At 39.7% G+C, this 16,551-nt stretch carries 14 protein-coding genes; 4 read left to right on the plus strand and 10 right to left on the minus strand.

Annotated features, from left to right (window positions below; translation table 11 throughout):
- Positions 1 to 2: 2 nt before the first annotated feature.
- Positions 3 to 908, plus strand: a complete 906-nt coding sequence (locus AC2IOM_RS02860) for a 1-aminocyclopropane-1-carboxylate deaminase/D-cysteine desulfhydrase (protein ID WP_486359071.1) — start codon at positions 3 to 5, stop codon at positions 906 to 908.
- On the opposite strand, the gene AC2IOM_RS02865 is transcribed toward AC2IOM_RS02860, so the two are convergent.
- Positions 900 to 2,219, minus strand: coding sequence for an EAL domain-containing protein (locus AC2IOM_RS02865; protein WP_486359072.1), 1,320 nt, complete (start codon positions 2,217 to 2,219; stop codon positions 900 to 902). The genes AC2IOM_RS02860 and AC2IOM_RS02865 overlap by 9 nt on opposite strands.
- Positions 2,220 to 2,294: 75 nt before the next feature.
- A complete protein-coding gene (locus tag AC2IOM_RS02870) occupies positions 2,295 to 3,104 on the minus strand; it encodes an ion transporter (protein ID WP_395388502.1) in 810 nt (269 codons plus the stop codon).
- A gap of 206 nt (positions 3,105 to 3,310) precedes the next feature.
- On the opposite strand from AC2IOM_RS02870, the gene sbcD reads away from it, so the two are divergent.
- From sbcD to AC2IOM_RS02885, 3 genes are read left to right on the plus strand one after another with little or no spacing between them, the layout of a single operon-like run.
- Positions 3,311 to 4,522, plus strand: a complete 1,212-nt coding sequence (sbcD, locus tag AC2IOM_RS02875) for an exonuclease subunit SbcD (protein WP_486359073.1) — start codon at positions 3,311 to 3,313, stop codon at positions 4,520 to 4,522.
- Positions 4,519 to 8,190 carry an AAA family ATPase gene (locus tag AC2IOM_RS02880; RefSeq protein ID WP_486359074.1) on the plus strand — a complete coding sequence of 1,224 codons (3,672 nt, stop codon included), beginning with the start codon at positions 4,519 to 4,521 and terminating at the stop codon, positions 8,188 to 8,190. Before sbcD ends, AC2IOM_RS02880 begins: the two co-directional genes overlap by 4 nt.
- Positions 8,191 to 8,201: 11 nt before the next feature.
- Positions 8,202 to 8,645, plus strand: a complete 444-nt coding sequence (locus tag AC2IOM_RS02885) for an RNA-binding S4 domain-containing protein (RefSeq protein ID WP_486359075.1) — start codon at positions 8,202 to 8,204, stop codon at positions 8,643 to 8,645.
- Between the two features lie 15 nt (positions 8,646 to 8,660).
- On the opposite strand, the gene AC2IOM_RS02890 is transcribed toward AC2IOM_RS02885, so the two are convergent.
- The 8 genes from AC2IOM_RS02890 to AC2IOM_RS02925 form a co-directional block, all read right to left on the minus strand.
- Complete coding sequence (locus AC2IOM_RS02890; protein WP_486359076.1) at positions 8,661 to 9,398, minus strand: hypothetical protein; 738 nt, start codon at positions 9,396 to 9,398, stop codon at positions 8,661 to 8,663.
- 10 nt (positions 9,399 to 9,408) lie between these two features.
- Positions 9,409 to 9,870 carry a hypothetical protein gene (locus tag AC2IOM_RS02895; RefSeq protein WP_486359077.1) on the minus strand — a complete coding sequence of 154 codons (462 nt, stop codon included), beginning with the start codon at positions 9,868 to 9,870 and terminating at the stop codon, positions 9,409 to 9,411.
- 298 nt (positions 9,871 to 10,168) lie between these two features.
- Positions 10,169 to 10,435 (minus strand): RNA polymerase sigma factor, encoded by a 267-nt coding sequence (locus AC2IOM_RS02900; RefSeq protein ID WP_486359078.1) that lies wholly within the window; start codon positions 10,433 to 10,435, stop codon positions 10,169 to 10,171.
- Between the two features lie 386 nt (positions 10,436 to 10,821).
- Positions 10,822 to 11,739, minus strand: a complete 918-nt coding sequence (locus AC2IOM_RS02905) for a hypothetical protein (protein ID WP_486359079.1) — start codon at positions 11,737 to 11,739, stop codon at positions 10,822 to 10,824.
- Positions 11,740 to 12,269: 530 nt separating this feature from the next.
- Entirely contained in the window at positions 12,270 to 13,304 is a 1,035-nt protein-coding gene (locus AC2IOM_RS02910) for a hypothetical protein (RefSeq protein WP_486359080.1), read from the minus strand.
- Between the two features lie 271 nt (positions 13,305 to 13,575).
- Complete coding sequence (locus AC2IOM_RS02915) at positions 13,576 to 14,367, minus strand: CLCA_X family protein (protein WP_486359081.1); 792 nt, start codon at positions 14,365 to 14,367, stop codon at positions 13,576 to 13,578.
- Between the two features lie 252 nt (positions 14,368 to 14,619).
- Positions 14,620 to 15,855 (minus strand): cysteine desulfurase-like protein, encoded by a 1,236-nt coding sequence (locus AC2IOM_RS02920; RefSeq protein WP_486359082.1) that lies wholly within the window; start codon positions 15,853 to 15,855, stop codon positions 14,620 to 14,622.
- Positions 15,856 to 15,864: 9 nt separating this feature from the next.
- Positions 15,865 to 16,497: a 2OG-Fe dioxygenase family protein gene (locus AC2IOM_RS02925; protein WP_486359083.1), complete on the minus strand. Its 633-nt coding sequence runs from the start codon at positions 16,495 to 16,497 to the stop codon at positions 15,865 to 15,867.
- Positions 16,498 to 16,551: the final 54 nt, after the last annotated feature.

Below are 16,551 nucleotides of genomic sequence, written 5' to 3' on the forward strand. Positions count from 1 at the left end.
CTTTGAGCATTGATTTCCAACTAAATATTGATCAAACACCAGTGCAAAAAATTGCGCATCCCATATTAGCTGAAAATAACATCACCCTATTTGTGAAGCGCGATGACCTGACACATCCGTTAATAAGCGGTAATAAATGGCGCAAACTTAAATACAACCTGCACTATGCGCATAAAAACAAAATAACCAACTTGCTGAGTTTTTCAGGCGCTTTTTCAAATCATTTATATGCGTTAGCGGGTGCGTCGCGCTTGTTTGGGTTTAACACAGAAGTAATTGTACGTGGGCCAGAACTTGATGCTAACAATCCCTGTTTAAAATTCGCCAGCGCTTGCGGCGTAAAGCTAACGCCAGTTAATCGCATTACTTACCGAAAGCGTTATGAGCAAGATTATTTATCTGAATTACAAACACAGCGCCCAGACAGCCTAATCATTCCAGAAGGTGGTAGCAACCAACTCGCAATGAAAGGTGTAATAGAACTCGCACAAAGCTTGCCACACACGGATCAAGTTTGGTGTGCTGTGGGTAGTGGCGGCACCTTAGCAGGGTTGATTGAAGGCCTTCCCAACAGCACTCAAATTTATGGTGTTGCGGTATTGAAACAAGCAAATTATTTAAACGATGAAATCCAAAAGCTTAGTCTTAAAGCTAAACAACAAGATAATTGGCATTTATTCACTGAATATCACTATGGCGGCTACGGTAAATTTACAGATGAATTGTGGCAGTTTTGCCAAAGCATGCGTGTGCAGTTGCCACTTGAGCCCATTTACACTGGAAAATTACTATTCACAATTTTCAGCCAAATAAAGCAAGGTATTATTAAACCAAACACCCGTATCATGGCGATTCACACCGGTGGCTTACAAGGATTAACAGGACTGAAATACCGAAAGCTAGTTTAATCCCAGTGCAATATTGCTTTCGCCTTGCTGAAAGTAGCGCCCACTAGCACCGGAAAAATGATGCTCTGCAAGCAAGTTAAGTTGGTATTTATTTGCTACGCCATTTGCGTATAACTGCAACTGATATTGATTGGCAAAATGAGCAACGGCGGTCAGTAAGCTCTCTTGTTGTTCATGAGGCAGCTGAAAGCAATCGCTGTCTAAACTTATCCCTGTTAAATAATTCACGCCTTTTTGCACCGCTAATAATGCACCATGACAATGCTCGAGCAAAATAGCAATATTATGCTTTTTAACAAATTTAAGTTGTGCTGAGATTTTATCAAATTCGTTAACGAATACGCTTTCAGGCAATGAAAAACGGATCACTTGGGTATGCCCCGCTTGGTCTACTAATTTCACTAGCTCATTTATTGCATTAGCACTTTGCCAAGTAGAAAGATCTAAACACAAAGAGACAGGTTCGCTACCAGGGTCTTGTGCAAGTGTTTTAATTAGCTGGTGCATTAAATGTGAATCGAGCGCAATTAACTTATCTGGCTCAATACAGCCCAACAAACACTGTTTGGCATCACACAATCCAATTTTTTGATGGCGAATCGTGATACCAACTTGATGAAATAACAAAGCCTCACCATGCACGCTAAACACCGGCTCAAAAACCAGTAAAAACTGCTTATTTAACAAGTCACTCAGCATATCTGGCAGCGAATATTGTAATAGCGCAAGATTAGTTTGATTTAGCTTTAGGGTGTGGCAAGGGTCATGCTGTTTTGTTTTCGCAATAGCTAATGCAAGCTCTGCAAGTTGATATACATTCAACTGCTGACACGGCTCGCGATATAAACAGGCACCAAATGCAATGTCGTTATGCTGCGCCATAACTTCGCTAAAAAGTGTATTAAATCGGCTTTCATCGCACACATTTGGGCATTTAATAGTAATGCTTATACGCTCGCCTTTAAGTTGCTTGCAAGATACAAAGTCACTGGCGAATGCGTTTTTTAAGCGCTCACCTAACTCCTGTAAATTATTAATAGATGCGCCACTAACCAATACAAACACATCAAATGCATTGCTGTTTAATGCATAAACAGGGGAAGCTTGGCGTTTAAATGAAATTTGCGGGGGCAGTTTTAATAGTACGAAGGATGACGCGCGGTGGATAAATAACAGAAGTAATATAGCGGCAATTGCACCGCACACAATAACAGCGGTAAGACTTTCTAAGAACCAATAAGCAACAAAACACGCCCAAAGCACACAAACAACGTAGAGTATATTAAGAATACGACTAAAGTTGTTCCACATTGCACATCCGCCATACCTGCTCACCATACATAAGTGTTAACGAGGTTAGCGAGATGCGCAAGTGAGTAGCGGCGGTTACTTCAGCCGTTCGCTGAGTAATTTATTAAGCTCTAGAATTTGCGCTTTTAACTCAAGTACTTCACCTTTGGTGGCTGGCTCATCTAATTCGTCAGTATTTTCTTTTACAAAGTTATCGTGCTCTTGGGTCATTACTTCAAGCACCACACCCACCATCATATTTAAGAAAATAAAGGCGGTTAAAAAGATAAACGACAAATAGTAAATCCAACTTAGCGGGTGCACCGCCATGGTTTCGTACATTACATCTGTCCAGTCTTCAAAAGTTGCCACACGAAACAGCGTCAGCATTGAAATCGATACATCGCGCCAAAGGGTTGGGTTAATTTCACTGAACATCATGCTACCAACAGCGGCATAAATGTAGAAAATTACAAACATTAACAGTGCGATGTAACCCATGCGCGGAATCGCTTTAATCAGCGCATTCACCAGCATACGTAACTCAGGCACCATAGAAACCAAACGCAGCACACGGAAAATACGCAGTAAACGTGCAATAAACACCGTTGACCCCGCAACAGGTAACAAGCTACCAATTACAATAATGGTGTCGAAAATATTCCAACCCTTAGAGAAAAACGCTTTAGGCCCTTTTGAAGCAATAAAACGAATTGCTATTTCTACCGCGAAAAATACTGTGATGCCTTTATCTAACAGCAATAAAAGATTTTCCATCCACACAGGCAAGGCATACGTATGCGCACCAACACTCAGTGCCGATACCACAATGACAAAAATAACAAAGGCTTGAAACGCTTTACTGTCGTCGATTCGTTGAAATTGGCTTTGCATGGCCGTGAACATACTGAATTTCTCTTACTGGTTAGCAAAATAAAAAACGCATTATAACCATCCATTAAGCGAAGATCTAACGGATAAATTAGCGCACTGTAACAACATGTTATGCGTTAAAAGCAGAAGTTAAAAAATTATGCTTTATGCAGCTTGTTGCCCTTTATGGGTTTTATTAAAAAGTGATAAAGTGAGTTTTTTTGCTATCAAGAACTCTTATGCGCATTATTCACACTTCTGACTGGCATCTTGGCCAGAGCTTTTTTAATCAATCTCGGCAAAAAGAGCACCATTTATTAATCAAATGGCTAGCTGAGCAAGTTAAAACGCAGCAAGTAGATGCGGTGATTATCGCAGGAGATATTTTTGATACTGGCACGCCACCAAGTTATGCACGCAGCCTTTACAGCGAACTTATTTTGGCGATGCAAGCGGCAAATTGTCAGTTGATTGTTACCGCAGGCAACCACGATTCGGTAGCAACTCTTAACGAGATTAAAAGCTTAGTAAAAGCGCTTAACTGCCACGTGGTATCTCAAGCAAGTGAAGATGTAGCAGAGCAAATCGTCGCTATCACTCAAGCTGAAAAAACACTAGGCTATGTCTGTGCCATTCCGTTTTTACGCAGTAAAGACATTATCACCAGCCGCGCCGACGAAAGCATAAAAGAAAAACAAGACAACCTTGCCAAAGGCATTTACGAGCACTTTGAAAACACCTTTAAGGCCGCGCAAACATTAAAAGCAGCGCAAGATATACCAATTATTATGACGGGCCATTTAACTGCGGTAGGCGCATCTAGCTCAGAGTCAGTGCGCGATATTTATATCGGCCACCTGTCAGGTATAAACGCACATCAACTGCCAAACGCCGATTACATCGCCCTTGGTCATATTCATGGTGCTCAAAAGGTTGGTAAAGAAGGTAATGTGTTTTATAGCGGCTCGCCAATCGCCCTTAGTTTTGATGAATTAAAACACGCAAAATCGGTCAACTTAGTTGAATTTGAAGGGCAAAATGTGTCGCAAATAAGCCAACTTGAAATCCCGCGCTTTCAAGCAATGCAAACCATAAAAGGTAACCTTGCCGAAATTAAAAACGCATTAACCGTATTTGCAGAGCAAACTGAAACAACCTGGCTGAGTATTGAAGTTACCACCGATGACTATATTAGCGACCTGCAAAATACCGTGTTAGATCTCACCAAAGACCTGCCCGTGGAAGTATTACAACTAAAACGTGCGCGTAAACATGTAGCTAAACTTAGCCAACAAAAGCAAGAAAATCTGTCTGAAATAACCCCTTTAGAGGTTTTTGAGAAACGTATCGCGCTTGAAGAGTTTACAACAGATGACGAGCTTGCCCGTAAAGAACGTCTAACCCAGCATTTTATTTCACTACTAAATACGGCAAAAGGAGCACAGTCATGAAAATATTGTCACTGCGTTTTGCCAATTTAAACTCGCTAAAAGGTGAGTGGAAAATCGATTTTAACAAAGCGCCATTTGCCGAAAGCGGCATTTTTGCTATCACCGGGCCAACTGGCGCCGGTAAAACCACTATTTTAGATGCCATTTGCTTAGCGCTTTATAACAGCACACCAAGGCTTGGTGCAATCAGCGCAAGTAATAACGAAATAATGACCCGTGGTACCAGCTACTGTTTAGCTGAAGTTGAATTTGCCGTAAATCAAGGTGTGTATCGTGCTTTTTGGTCTATGCGCCGTGCCCGTAATAAGCCAGATGGTAATTTACAACCAGCAGAAGTAGAGCTTGTTGAAGTGGCGAGCAACAAACCCATTGCCGCGCAAATTAAAAAGAAAGATCAGCTGATCGAGTCACTCACTGGCCTTAACTTTGCCCGCTTCACAAAATCCATGATGTTGTCACAGGGGCAATTCGCCGCATTTTTACAAGCCAAAGAAGCCGACCGCGCCGAATTATTAGAAGAGCTCACCGGCACCGAAATTTACGGCCAAATTTCACAATTAGTACACCAACGCTTTGGTGAAGCGCGCGATGCACTTAATGTACTAAACGCCAAAACAGAGTCGCTCGAACTGTTACCTGAGGAGCGCATAAATGAAATAAACCAGCAAATTAGTGAACTACAAACACAGCAAGCTAATTTAAAAAGCGAGCTTACCAGCCTGCAAGCAAAACGCGATTGGCATAACCAAGTTACACAAAACCAACAGCGTTTAGAAAAACTGCAACAGCAAAAAGCGCAGCTTGAAAATGAACTTGCTGAAAAACAGCCAGAGCTAACGCGCCTTGAAACTGCCCAGCCCGCACAAAAGCTCGCAGTTGATTTAGATAAACTCGCATCACTAAACACTGCCAAGCAAAACCAAATTGCCAGTATTGAAAGCTATCAACAACAAGCAAACACGCGCGCAAATGAGCAAACAAAGATTGTTGAGTTAACTCACTCACTAGCCACTAAACTCGATACAGCCAAGCAAGCGCAAAAAGAGTTATTTGAGCTTATTGATAACCAAGTAACGCCACTCGATAACCAACTTGCGCATAGCAAAAGCAAATTAAGCGAGTTAAATCAGCAGCTAGAAAACTTGTATATACAAGAAAAAGAATTGACTGAAGCGCTGCAACAAAGTGAAAGTAACATTCATAACCTTGAAGCTGAAAAGCAGCAACTTGCCGCTAGTTTTGATCAAACCATTAATTTAGAGCAATTTGAACACAAGCTTGCAGAGTGGCTTGATGAGCATGCCAAACTGCAACTAAACGCACAGTCTTTGCAGCAGCAACAAAGCCAGCTAACCGAGTTAGCCGAGAGCAAAACCACCTTAAACCAAGCAATTGGCGAGCAACAAACAGGTATCGCAAAAGAGCAAACAAACCGTGAACAGCGTCAGCTTCAAGTTACGCAGTTACAAACACAACTAAGTGAGTTGGGTGTGAACAGTGATATTAATGTTTCTGAAAACACAATTGAATCGCTAAAACAGGCGCTAGATAAAGCCAAAACTGCAAAACAACAGCAAACTCAATGGCAACAAATAACAAACGAAATCTTTGCGGATAAAACTCAGATTCAAACATTACAGAGTGCCCAACCTGAACTGGAAACTCAGCTTGCTTCACAAAATGCACTACTGAAAGCTCAGCAACAAAGTTTAGATACCTCACTTCGCTTGCAAGATGCAGAGGCCCAATTAGCACAACTACGACAAGATTTAGAAGAAGATACCCCCTGCCCGCTTTGCGGTAGTGCTCAGCACGACTTAAGTCATTTTGAGGTTGGTAACACGGCAGGTGATGAAAACACACAGATCGCAACGCTTAAACAAGAGATAAGTGACTTACAACAAAACGTAATTGAGCTTTCAGCAACGCTTAGCAGCAACACCCAACAAATTGATGCACTCAATACTGCACTCACGAATAAAACCCAGCAACTAGATTCAATCGCCACAACTTGGGGGATTGAACAGATTGCGATTAGCGATGAAACTGCTTTGCTGACGTTTATTGCAAAAACTGAGCAACACCTTGCAACTGCGTTACAAAACCATGAGCAAGTAAAAACAATAAATACTCAGTTAACTGAGGCGCAACAAGCAGAACGCGAGTTAAGCCATCAAATACAATTACTGGCTGAAAAACTTAATAGCGCGACTGAGCAATTACAAAACCTAACGGCTAAAGAGCAAAAGCTACTAACAACCTTTAATGAGCAGCAAAAAGCTTATGCTTCAGCACTTATAGAACTTGTATATACAATTAATAAGTGTGGCTATTCCTGCCAAGAAGGCGACTTAGCCAACTGGTTTAACGAACAGAAACAACAATTAAATACACTTAAAACACAGCATAAAAAATACCAACAGGTACAACAGCAACTCGCTCTGGCACAACAGGCATGCAACCATTTAACACAACAGCAAATGGATGTTGTAAAGCAACAAAGTGAATTAAAAAATCAGCACGAAACCACACAGCAAAAAATTGCGGAGCAAGCCCACACACGCCACAAGCTGTTTGGCGATAAATCGACCACAACTGAAAAGCAACAATCACAAGCACACTTAGAGGCGCTTCATACTGAAGTAAAAACCGCCGAAACACACGCCCAACAAATTCATGCAGCGCTTACCAAGCTCAACGGTCAGCTAAGCGAAAAACAAGATCAACTAAATGATACCAATGTGCAATTAAGTGAGCTGCAAACCAAACTAACAAAACTTCTGGAGCAAACCCCTTACGCGACCATTGAAGCAGCGCAACAAGCACGTTTACCAGTTGATGAATTTGATAGATTAGCCGAGCTTAAACGCCAATTAGATGCAGCGCTTACACTTAACAGCGAGCAAATAAATACCGTTGAAAATGAGTTAAAAGCTCAACAAGCACATGAGTTTAATGCGCTAAACCTAAATAGCCAGCAACTACAAAGCGCCTTTGACGAACTAAATGAAACGCTTGGCCAAACCAACCAACAACTGGGGTTACTGAGCAACCAAATTAATGAAAATGTAGCGCGACAAGACAAACTTAAAGATTTAAAACACGAGCTCGATTTACTTAACCGCGAGTATCAAGATTGGCATTATTTACACGGTTTAATTGGCTCGCAAAAAGGTGATAAATTTAGAAAATTTGCCCAAGGGCTAACGCTTGATAATTTGATTTACCTTGCCAATCGACAACTTGAAAAGCTGACTGGCCGCTACCTATTAAAACGCAAGGAAGATCAGTCGTTAGAAATGCAAATTATCGACCTTTGGCAGGGCGAGCAAGTACGCGATACCAACACCCTATCTGGTGGTGAAAGCTTTTTAGTGAGCCTTGCTTTGGCACTCGCGCTTTCTGATTTGGTAAGCCATAAAGTGAGTATTGACTCACTGTTTCTAGATGAAGGTTTTGGCACACTCGATAAAGAAACCCTCGATATCGCCCTTGATGCGCTCGACAACCTACATGCCAGCGGTAAAACTATTGGCGTAATAAGTCATATCGATGCGATGAAAGAACGTATTCCAGTGCAAATTAAAGTGCGTAAAAAGTCAGGTTTAGGCATCAGCGAACTCGACCGCACCTATAAGTTTGATACAATAGCCAGCGAAACCAGTTAAGAGATTTATCCATGTCACAAGCTTTTGTTGTAGAACTTGAAGAGCAACCCATTGAATTATGTAACTTATTAAAGCTACTCGACCTTGTTGAGTCTGGCGGCCAAGCAAAAATGCTAATTGCCGACGGCTATGTTGCTCTTAATGGTGAAATTTGCCTACAAAAACGCAAAAAAGTATACGCAGGTGACACGGTAGAATTCGACGGCCAACTGTTCCAAGTTGCCGAACTTTCAGGCGAAAGCACTGAGGGTGACTACCAAGAAAGCGAGTCATTTGAAGACGACGTTCAAGATGACGCAGTTGAATATCAGCCAGTAACTGAACCGTCAAAAGCAGCGACTCCGGCGAATAATCCGTCGCCTGCAAAAGCGAAAAAAACAGATAAAAAACCAGCCACTAAAAGCGCAAAAACTAAAGATAAAAAAACGGGTAGAAAACCAATCTCGTTTGGGTAACCAAATTAGTCTAAATTACGAGCAAGTACCCAATTTCTCTATTTTATGTATTGTTGGGTACCAATAGCGAGAATGTATTTGTTTAGAGCTTAAGTCTCGTATGAGCTTTGCGGCAAATGAGTAGGAATAACCTGCGGGTAAATAAACAGCAACGTCTTTTCTTGGGCGCTTATTTCTCGCTTTTCTTAGTTTTGCGTCATTAACTGGGTTAGCGGTATAAGACTTTCTATTGTATTCATCAACTTCACTAAAAACTAAATCAGATAATTTCATATAATTGAATCCTGATTTTAGTTTATAACGATAACTATTACTTAACCTTGCTTCTCCGTTGATATTAGAGATTTTTACGCCATAGAGCTCTTCCCCTGACAGGTTGTTTTTAATACTTTTAGCATACACAACTCCACAATGATTAGTCTCACTTAACAATACCGCAATCATTTCTATTTCAATACTGTCTCTAACTAAGCGGAACGAAATAACTTCCCGATCTTTATTTTCTAACAAAGAAAGTGCTACCTTTTTAGCATTCTCACTATTCGCAGTCACGCCGTTAACTGCAGCGATATAGTTGCCAGGCTTTACGCCTAACCTGTCTGCTGCACTATTAGGTGTTACCGCCAACACTTTTAAGCCATCACTTGCCATTTCAGGGTCAATAATAAGTCCGACACTATTTACTTGTTGAGCAACTACAAATGAAGAAAAACCTAAGATCATAAAACACAAAAAAAAGTTTCGTAAGTACATAATACTCTCCCTAAATTTTACTATTTATCATTTTGTTTAATAACTGTTGACGTTGTTGCCAATAAACCAACTTTTCCTTTTCAGAAGATGCGACTAGATAAATTTTTTGAAGCTCAATATCTAGCTGATTTAATTCCTGTAAATAGTTAGCATAACGCAACTCATCAACCTTAATATTTTGAACTGTTAAACGTGCTTGCAACTCCTGATTTTCTCGTATCAAAAGTTCTATTTGAGCACTTTGCCTCATAACATTCATTTGTTGAAATACGATTAAGCATGCAAATGAAGCCGCCATCGCGAGCGACAATTTTCTCCAATATGAGGTAGTTTTTGTCTGAGTTGGCTTGGCTAAATTACATTCTATATCCGCCCAAAGATCCGGACATTTTGGTACGTCTTTTAGTAACAATTTTCGAGACTCTTCAATATACTGTTTACTTTTAATATTCACTGCATTCTTTATTGACATGAAACTAGCTCCGCTTGTGTGCTAACCCTTGTTTTAATTACGTCAATAGCACGATGAAATACCACTTTTGAGTAACTGTCACTTTTATTGAGTAACTCACCTACTTCCTTATGCGTATAACCCTCAACAATATGAAGCCAAACTATTAACCTTTGATTCGTATTTAACAGTCCAAAGTAATAACTCAATTCTTCAATTTGACTTAGCCATTGATAATTTGATAATTCGTTTGTCTTATATAATTCACAATCGAACTTCTCTTCGTTAATACGATTCTTTTTCCTCAAATAATCAATTGTTAAGTTGGTAAAAATTTTTTAAGCCAGGCACCAAATAACTCCCTTTCTTGGTACTTGTTTAAATTATTTAATGCACGTATAAATCCCTCTTGCACAATATCTTGTGCACTTGCTTCATTTTGACAAATTGCCAATGCCAATCGATAAGCAGCATCACAATAACTACGATAAATTTTTTCCATCGCAGCTTTATCACCGTTCTTTGCGTTAACAATTAGATAGGCTGGTAAATCAGAGGAAAATCCCTTTATCTTCATAAGTGTCATCTAAGCTTTTTTTTACTAATAACGTTCGGAATAGTAAAATGGTTACAAAAAAGCGAACTCAATAAATTACTTTACGCATTACAAAGTAATACTAAGACTACAAGGAGCTTGGATACCTCCCAAATGAACGAAAATCTGTAAGGTTACTAGCACTGAAATAAAAATGAAGGTCTAGGCTTTTAAATTACATACTGGCTTCGCCTTAACGTCAAACCCGAAAAATAAATTTAAGAGCAATTATCAGCATGAACACTAGTCGCGTTCATTTAAATTTATTTTCTAGGAATGACTTTGATATAGTGATGCCGTAGTCGACAACAGGTATGAGTAAACGAGTGTAACACTGCACACTCAATTCAGAACTAAAGGATTCTCAAGCATCTATGCTATTCACAGTGTAAGGTTCTCTTCTTATTATCTTTATCTTCAACAAACATGCAACTGTTTACACCTGAATCAACTTGAGTAGTCGGCTGTATAACTGGAATATTTATTGATTCCATGTACTCAATAAAGCGATTCATATTTCCAACATTATTTGCGTTAATCACCTTCCCGCGCATTAAATTGAAAAATACCGGTGAAGCTGTTGGAATTGTTCTGCCAGATTTATCTTTTGCAGAAATAAGCTCAAGCTCAGTTCCAAATTTATTTAGAGAAATATCTTTAGTTATAATGAGCTTAAACCTTGCATGCGTCCCGTCAGGAAAAAAAGCGGTAATCCGTGCTTCAGGTTTACTCTTAACACTAGCATGATTTACCTCTATACCTAAATCATGCTCTAAATCCCTCCACGAACTTTCCAGTATATTTAATATGTCGAACACCTTACGTTCAGGTTGAAAAGCATCCGATATTTTTCCCTGAGAAAACATCGGATCCATCATTACAGTCCATGCTGAATCAATAAAAAAGTCATGAGGAATAATAATTTCCTTAGACAGATACTCTTTTAATAATAATTCAACGTCAAACATCTGTGACGCTATTTTATTAAGTCTAATGTTTAATGGGTGGCTATTAGGTAAAAAAGATAAAAATTCTGCATAAATTATATTTGTATTACTACTCAACGAGTTGATTTCATACTTGCCTATCTTAAAACTATTTCTATCAAACAAACATGCAACATATGCTTCTTGCCGTTCGACATATAGCCCTTGATTAACGATGATATGTGGTGTGTCTGAGTCACTACAACCATCAAGAACAATTAGGTGAGATGGGGGTTTATTCTGCTCTTGAAGATAAAGAAAGCAAGCTATTAAAGTTACAAGAGCAAATGCTTTTATGAATAGGTTCATATTAAATCCTTTTAATCGAAACGAAGTCGGCTCAACTCTACAATCAATATTAGTGAATTTCAAATCAACTACATATCACTACTTTAAGATTGGTTATGCGCTTTCGCCCCTCCCCTTAAATCAAACCCAAAATTAATAAATTTAAGAGCAATTGCCAGTATGGATACTGGCAAAAGTATGCCTGAGCTATGGATGGCGATTGCATACTGGTTGCGTTCATTTCGATTTATTCTTTGAGGAGTCAGTTTGATTTCAGGGCGCCAAGGGGTTTCAAAGGGAGGCCGGCGTTAGTCTCCCTTTGGCTGCCGTCGCCAGCGCGACAAACCAAGTTTCAATTAACTCAAATGCTAAGATTGAAGGCCCGACCAAATAATAATGATCAAATCACTTACTCAATGCCATCCCTAGCGGCTTAAAATACGCCAGCAACGCCTCATAGATTCTTTGCCGATGGGTTACACCGGCATTACATCAGGGTTGGTTGTGCCCGCAACCAAAAGTAAATTAACTCAGATTTCACTTTCTTTTCACTACAAGCAAACTGTGTTATTTTTTACTGGGTCATAAGGCATAGAGCATATAGCCCCATTTCGCCAACCTTGAGTAAAACGCATCACACGACGATTGTTTTCTTCACTAATTAATAAAGCTTTATGATTTTCAGGATAACCTTTCAGCCGAGAGTTTTTGTTTTCATATACTTTTGGGTCTTCAGAGTCTTTTATGTCATTAGCAATAATAGTGAAAAGATCTTGAATACCATTTCTTAAATTAGTTTCCATTTCTCCGCTATGCTTTGTAGTCCATGCTGATGCAATTCTTTCTCTTTTTTCTTCAAATGAATAGTTAGCTTTTCTAGCTTTCTTTAATTTCTTATTATACTTCGCTTTTTCTTTATTGTTATTACGATCTGTCTTTGATAAAGCTTGCCATTCAGCTTTAACCTTAGCAACTGTTTCATTTATTTGTTTTTGAGTTTTAGTTATGTCCGGTAAAGTTTTTCCGTAATATGTGAAAGTATTTTTATAGAGTATTTTTGCACTTTTTCCTTTGTATGGGCGCTGTTTTAATTCTGCTGTGATTGAAATAAACGGTGTTCTAAAATCCATTTGCATTAAATAGCTTGTATTAAGTACAAAATATAAATCACCTTTCGCTACTTTATTATTTAGGTTTCTATTAGATTTTAGCGTTTTAATACTTTTAATATTTATATTATCTTTTAATTTAATATTAAGTTCTTCTTCAAATAACTTATTGAAATCAAAATTTTTAAGTTCCTCTCTAAGAGCTATTAACTGCTCTTCAGCCTCAGCTTTATTGACAGCATTTACTGCAGAATCCATTGCGGCCGAGACAAGAGCGCCAGCCAATCCAAAAGCAGCACCTGCAGCTCCAGTATTTTGCACTGGATAAATAGCTTCTAGTTCATCTTGTGAAATTATTGAAAATACGGTTATTTGTTTGTTATCAATAGGCTCTAAAAGAGGCTGTTTTGAAGGGGTAACTTTACAACCTGTTACTATCAAAAGTACCAGAAAAGAAATTATCCAATTTTTATTCATTCTTATTCCCTTGAATTATCAAAATAATTGAGGGCTGAATAGTATTTATATTTCACAAGACACTCAATTAATTAAAGTACAAATCAACATAAAAATGTTAACAATTGTAATATACTCAAAATGAACCAGGATGCCATGGATGGAGCAAGATAAATGCAGGGAGGCACAGCTAAATACAAATACTAAGGCTGCTGTCGAAAGCAACGTCAAACCAAGTTTCAATTAACTCAAATGTTAAGATTGAAAGCCCGACCAAATAATAATGATCAACTCACTTACTCAATGCCATACCCAGCGGCTTAAAATACGCTAACAACGCCTCATAAATTTTTTGCCGATGGGTTAAGTCAGGAAACACCGGCAATACATCAGGGTTTGTTGTGCCCGCAACCAAATAGCTGTTTTCAATATCAGGGCAAGTCTCTACTGCTGCTTCAAAAGCCCGTGCCATCATTTCGGTGGGTAGTGAAAAGTAGTTTCTCGATAAGGCTAAGTCGGCTTTTACACTGCGGGCAACAAAGTCGTTTTTATCTTGGCCGTCGTCGCTTAATAGCATGGCGCTAAAAATATTTATTAGGCGATCATTTAACGGGTGAGCAATTTGTGTTTTGTTTTTCAGCCAGCAGTCGCTGGCGAATAAAATGCGCTTTGGAAAGAGGCCAACATCATTAATATCAAAAGCTTTATCGGTGATGTAATGGTCAAAGGCATGCCAAAATTCATGAGCAAGTGCCCCTGCTCCCGCGTTTTTAGCCAGTGCCAGTTCGCGATAATGGGGCGCATAATGCGCTTGCACGCCCTTTCGCCCGCCACTACCAAAGGCAAGATTTAAGTTGCCACGCAGCCCCATAGCTTGTGGCGGCAATGCCAATATGTAAGCTAAATCAGCCAATGCATCGAATACTAAATTAGCGGCAAGGTCTTTTTCTTCGCGCGTTACCCAGCTACCCACTCGAATATTCCCCATGCCAAAAGTGTGTTTTATATCTAAAAACGACACTTGTTCGCCATGACGATAATCTGGCCCTTTGCGGGTTTTGTATTTAAAGCTGGTTAACTTCAAGTTGGCTCAGTTAGGTTTAGTTGATGCTGGTATTATCCAATAAAAAAGGGTAACTCAGTTACCCTTTTTCACGTTTGATTATACCAGTTGCATTAATTAGCAGGTCATTTATTGCGACAGAAAAATGGCTCAGAAACAAGGCTTAAAATTAGACATGTAGTTGTTCTACTTTAGAATTTTAAAACGCAGTTTATGGGTCATTTAACTCGCTAGAATGATCAAATAATTAATAAAACTGGTATTATTGCGAGCTTATGCAAGTAGCGGCTCTAATACATCAAAGAAGCGCTCTAGCTCTTCGATTGTGTTGTAGTGCATACAACCAATGCGAATCACACCGCCGTTATCTAACACGTTAAGCTGTTGGCATAAGCCTTTGGCGTAGAAGTTACCGTCCCATACACAAATATGCTCTTTACCTAAGTGCTCAGACACTTGGCGTGGCGTTACGCCCGCAATAGTAATTGCAAAGGTAGGTGTACGCTCGGCTAAACGAGACAGATCAGAAATACCGTATAAGGTCACTGATTTATACTTTGCGATACGTTCAAGGAAGTACTTAGAAAGCGCATCTTCATGCTGTTTAGCATTAGCAAAAGCCACTTCTAAACGCGTGCGCAGTGGCTCGCTTTCAGCCAGTTCGCTTAAACTTGCTATGTATTCAACGGCTTGAATAAAGCCTGCCATAGCTTCAAAGCTTTGCGTACCCGTTTCCCAACGACCTGGAATTAAATCAGTCGCTGGTTCTACTTTATATGGCGTAAAACCTTCTAGGTGTTCACGTTTACCGTAAACCATGCCTAAGTGTGGGCCAAAGAATTTATACGCAGAACACGCTAAAAAGTCACAATCAAGTGCTTGTACATCCACCAGCATGTGCGGCGCATAATGCACAGCATCCACATACACTAGCGCACCTACTTGGTGTGCCATATCAACAATCGCTTTAATATCGTTGATAGTACCTGTGGTATTTGATGCGTAAGTTACGGCAACAAGCTTAGTGTTTTCATTGAGTAATGATTTTAACTGCACTAAATCAAGGCTACAGTCTGCGGTATTCACTTCTAATGCGTGAACTTTTACGCCTTTATCGTCTGCCGCTTGCTGCCAGCTAGATACGTTTGAGAAGTGATCTGCATTAGTTACGATAATTTCGTCACCCGCTTGCCAATCGCGGCTAATGGCACGGCTAAAGCTAAAGGTAAGGCTGGTCATATTCGGGCCAAACACAATTTGCTCTTTGCTTGGTGCATTTAACAATGTTGCCGCACTTTCGCGTGCTTTATTTACTAAGTCGACTGTTTGGTGGCTTGAGAAAAATGCGCCACCTAAGTTTGAATTGTAACGACCTAAATAAGCTGACATGGCAGTTAAAACACTTTGCGGTACTTGTGAGCCACCAGGGCCATCTAAAAATACCGGTGATTTACCTGCTACTTCCTGCATTAACGCAGGAAACTGCTTACGGATTTTAGTTAATTGCATTATCAGTTCCTACGCTGTTAATACAAAGCAGTCTAAGTAGCCTACTTTATCGTTATCGATTTTGTTCATTGGTGTTGCGTTGTGCCATACCTGACGGTCGTTCACCATAGCAAACATACCGTCTTTAATTTCCATTTTGAAACATGGCTCTGCATCGCGTGATTCGTAAACTAGTAGCTCACCACCTTCAATATTGCTGTGTGACACCCCAGCAACACAAACATGGTCAAAACCATCTTGGTGAACACCTTCTGGTGCAGGTGGTGTATCTGCATCAATCGCTAACATGCGGAACTGATGAATTTCGATATCAGTGTCGCTAGCAATACCTGACATTTCAATAAACTGCTCTACTAAATGCGTCATACCGTCAGTCGCTAATAGCGATTCTTCTAGGTTTTCGTAAGTACGCTCAATGTTGCCTTGGAATTGGTTAATTGAGTCATCTTGAACAAATGCTTTAGTTGGTTGCAGGCTTAATTTGCCATCAACAAGTTTAATTACAGAGTAACGGCGTAAACGAAATGCACCGTCGGCATATGGGTTTGCCGGTAAGTTATCAAAAGAAGGTTTTAGCTGCTCGATAAATGCTTGCTCAATAAAACGCAATTGCAGCAGATTCTGGTTGTTTACTTTCGTCATAACACGCTCGCAGATGATGAATTATAAATCGCGGAGATCTTAGACGGTTTTAAC

The organism is Pseudoalteromonas sp. NS-SX12, assembly GCF_057367955.1.

Bases quoted from the DNA above. Each gene is read 5' to 3' on its own strand.
- AC2IOM_RS02865 (WP_486359072.1), bottom strand. From the start codon at position 2,219: ATGTGGAACAACTTTAGTCGTATTCTTAATATACTCTACGTTGTTTGT.
- AC2IOM_RS02870 (WP_395388502.1), bottom strand. From the start codon at position 3,104: ATGTTCACGGCCATGCAAAGCCAATTTCAACGAATCGACGACAGTAAA.
- sbcD (WP_486359073.1), top strand. From the start codon at position 3,311: ATGCGCATTATTCACACTTCTGACTGGCATCTTGGCCAGAGCTTTTTT.
- AC2IOM_RS02880 (WP_486359074.1), top strand. From the start codon at position 4,519: ATGAAAATATTGTCACTGCGTTTTGCCAATTTAAACTCGCTAAAAGGT.
- AC2IOM_RS02885 (WP_486359075.1), top strand. From the start codon at position 8,202: ATGTCACAAGCTTTTGTTGTAGAACTTGAAGAGCAACCCATTGAATTA.
- AC2IOM_RS02890 (WP_486359076.1), bottom strand. From the start codon at position 9,398: ATGTACTTACGAAACTTTTTTTTGTGTTTTATGATCTTAGGTTTTTCT.
- AC2IOM_RS02895 (WP_486359077.1), bottom strand. From the start codon at position 9,870: ATGTCAATAAAGAATGCAGTGAATATTAAAAGTAAACAGTATATTGAA.
- AC2IOM_RS02900 (WP_486359078.1), bottom strand. From the start codon at position 10,435: ATGACACTTATGAAGATAAAGGGATTTTCCTCTGATTTACCAGCCTAT.
- AC2IOM_RS02905 (WP_486359079.1), bottom strand. From the start codon at position 11,739: ATGAACCTATTCATAAAAGCATTTGCTCTTGTAACTTTAATAGCTTGC.
- AC2IOM_RS02910 (WP_486359080.1), bottom strand. From the start codon at position 13,304: ATGAATAAAAATTGGATAATTTCTTTTCTGGTACTTTTGATAGTAACA.
- AC2IOM_RS02920 (WP_486359082.1), bottom strand. From the start codon at position 15,855: ATGCAATTAACTAAAATCCGTAAGCAGTTTCCTGCGTTAATGCAGGAA.
- AC2IOM_RS02925 (WP_486359083.1), bottom strand. From the start codon at position 16,497: ATGACGAAAGTAAACAACCAGAATCTGCTGCAATTGCGTTTTATTGAG.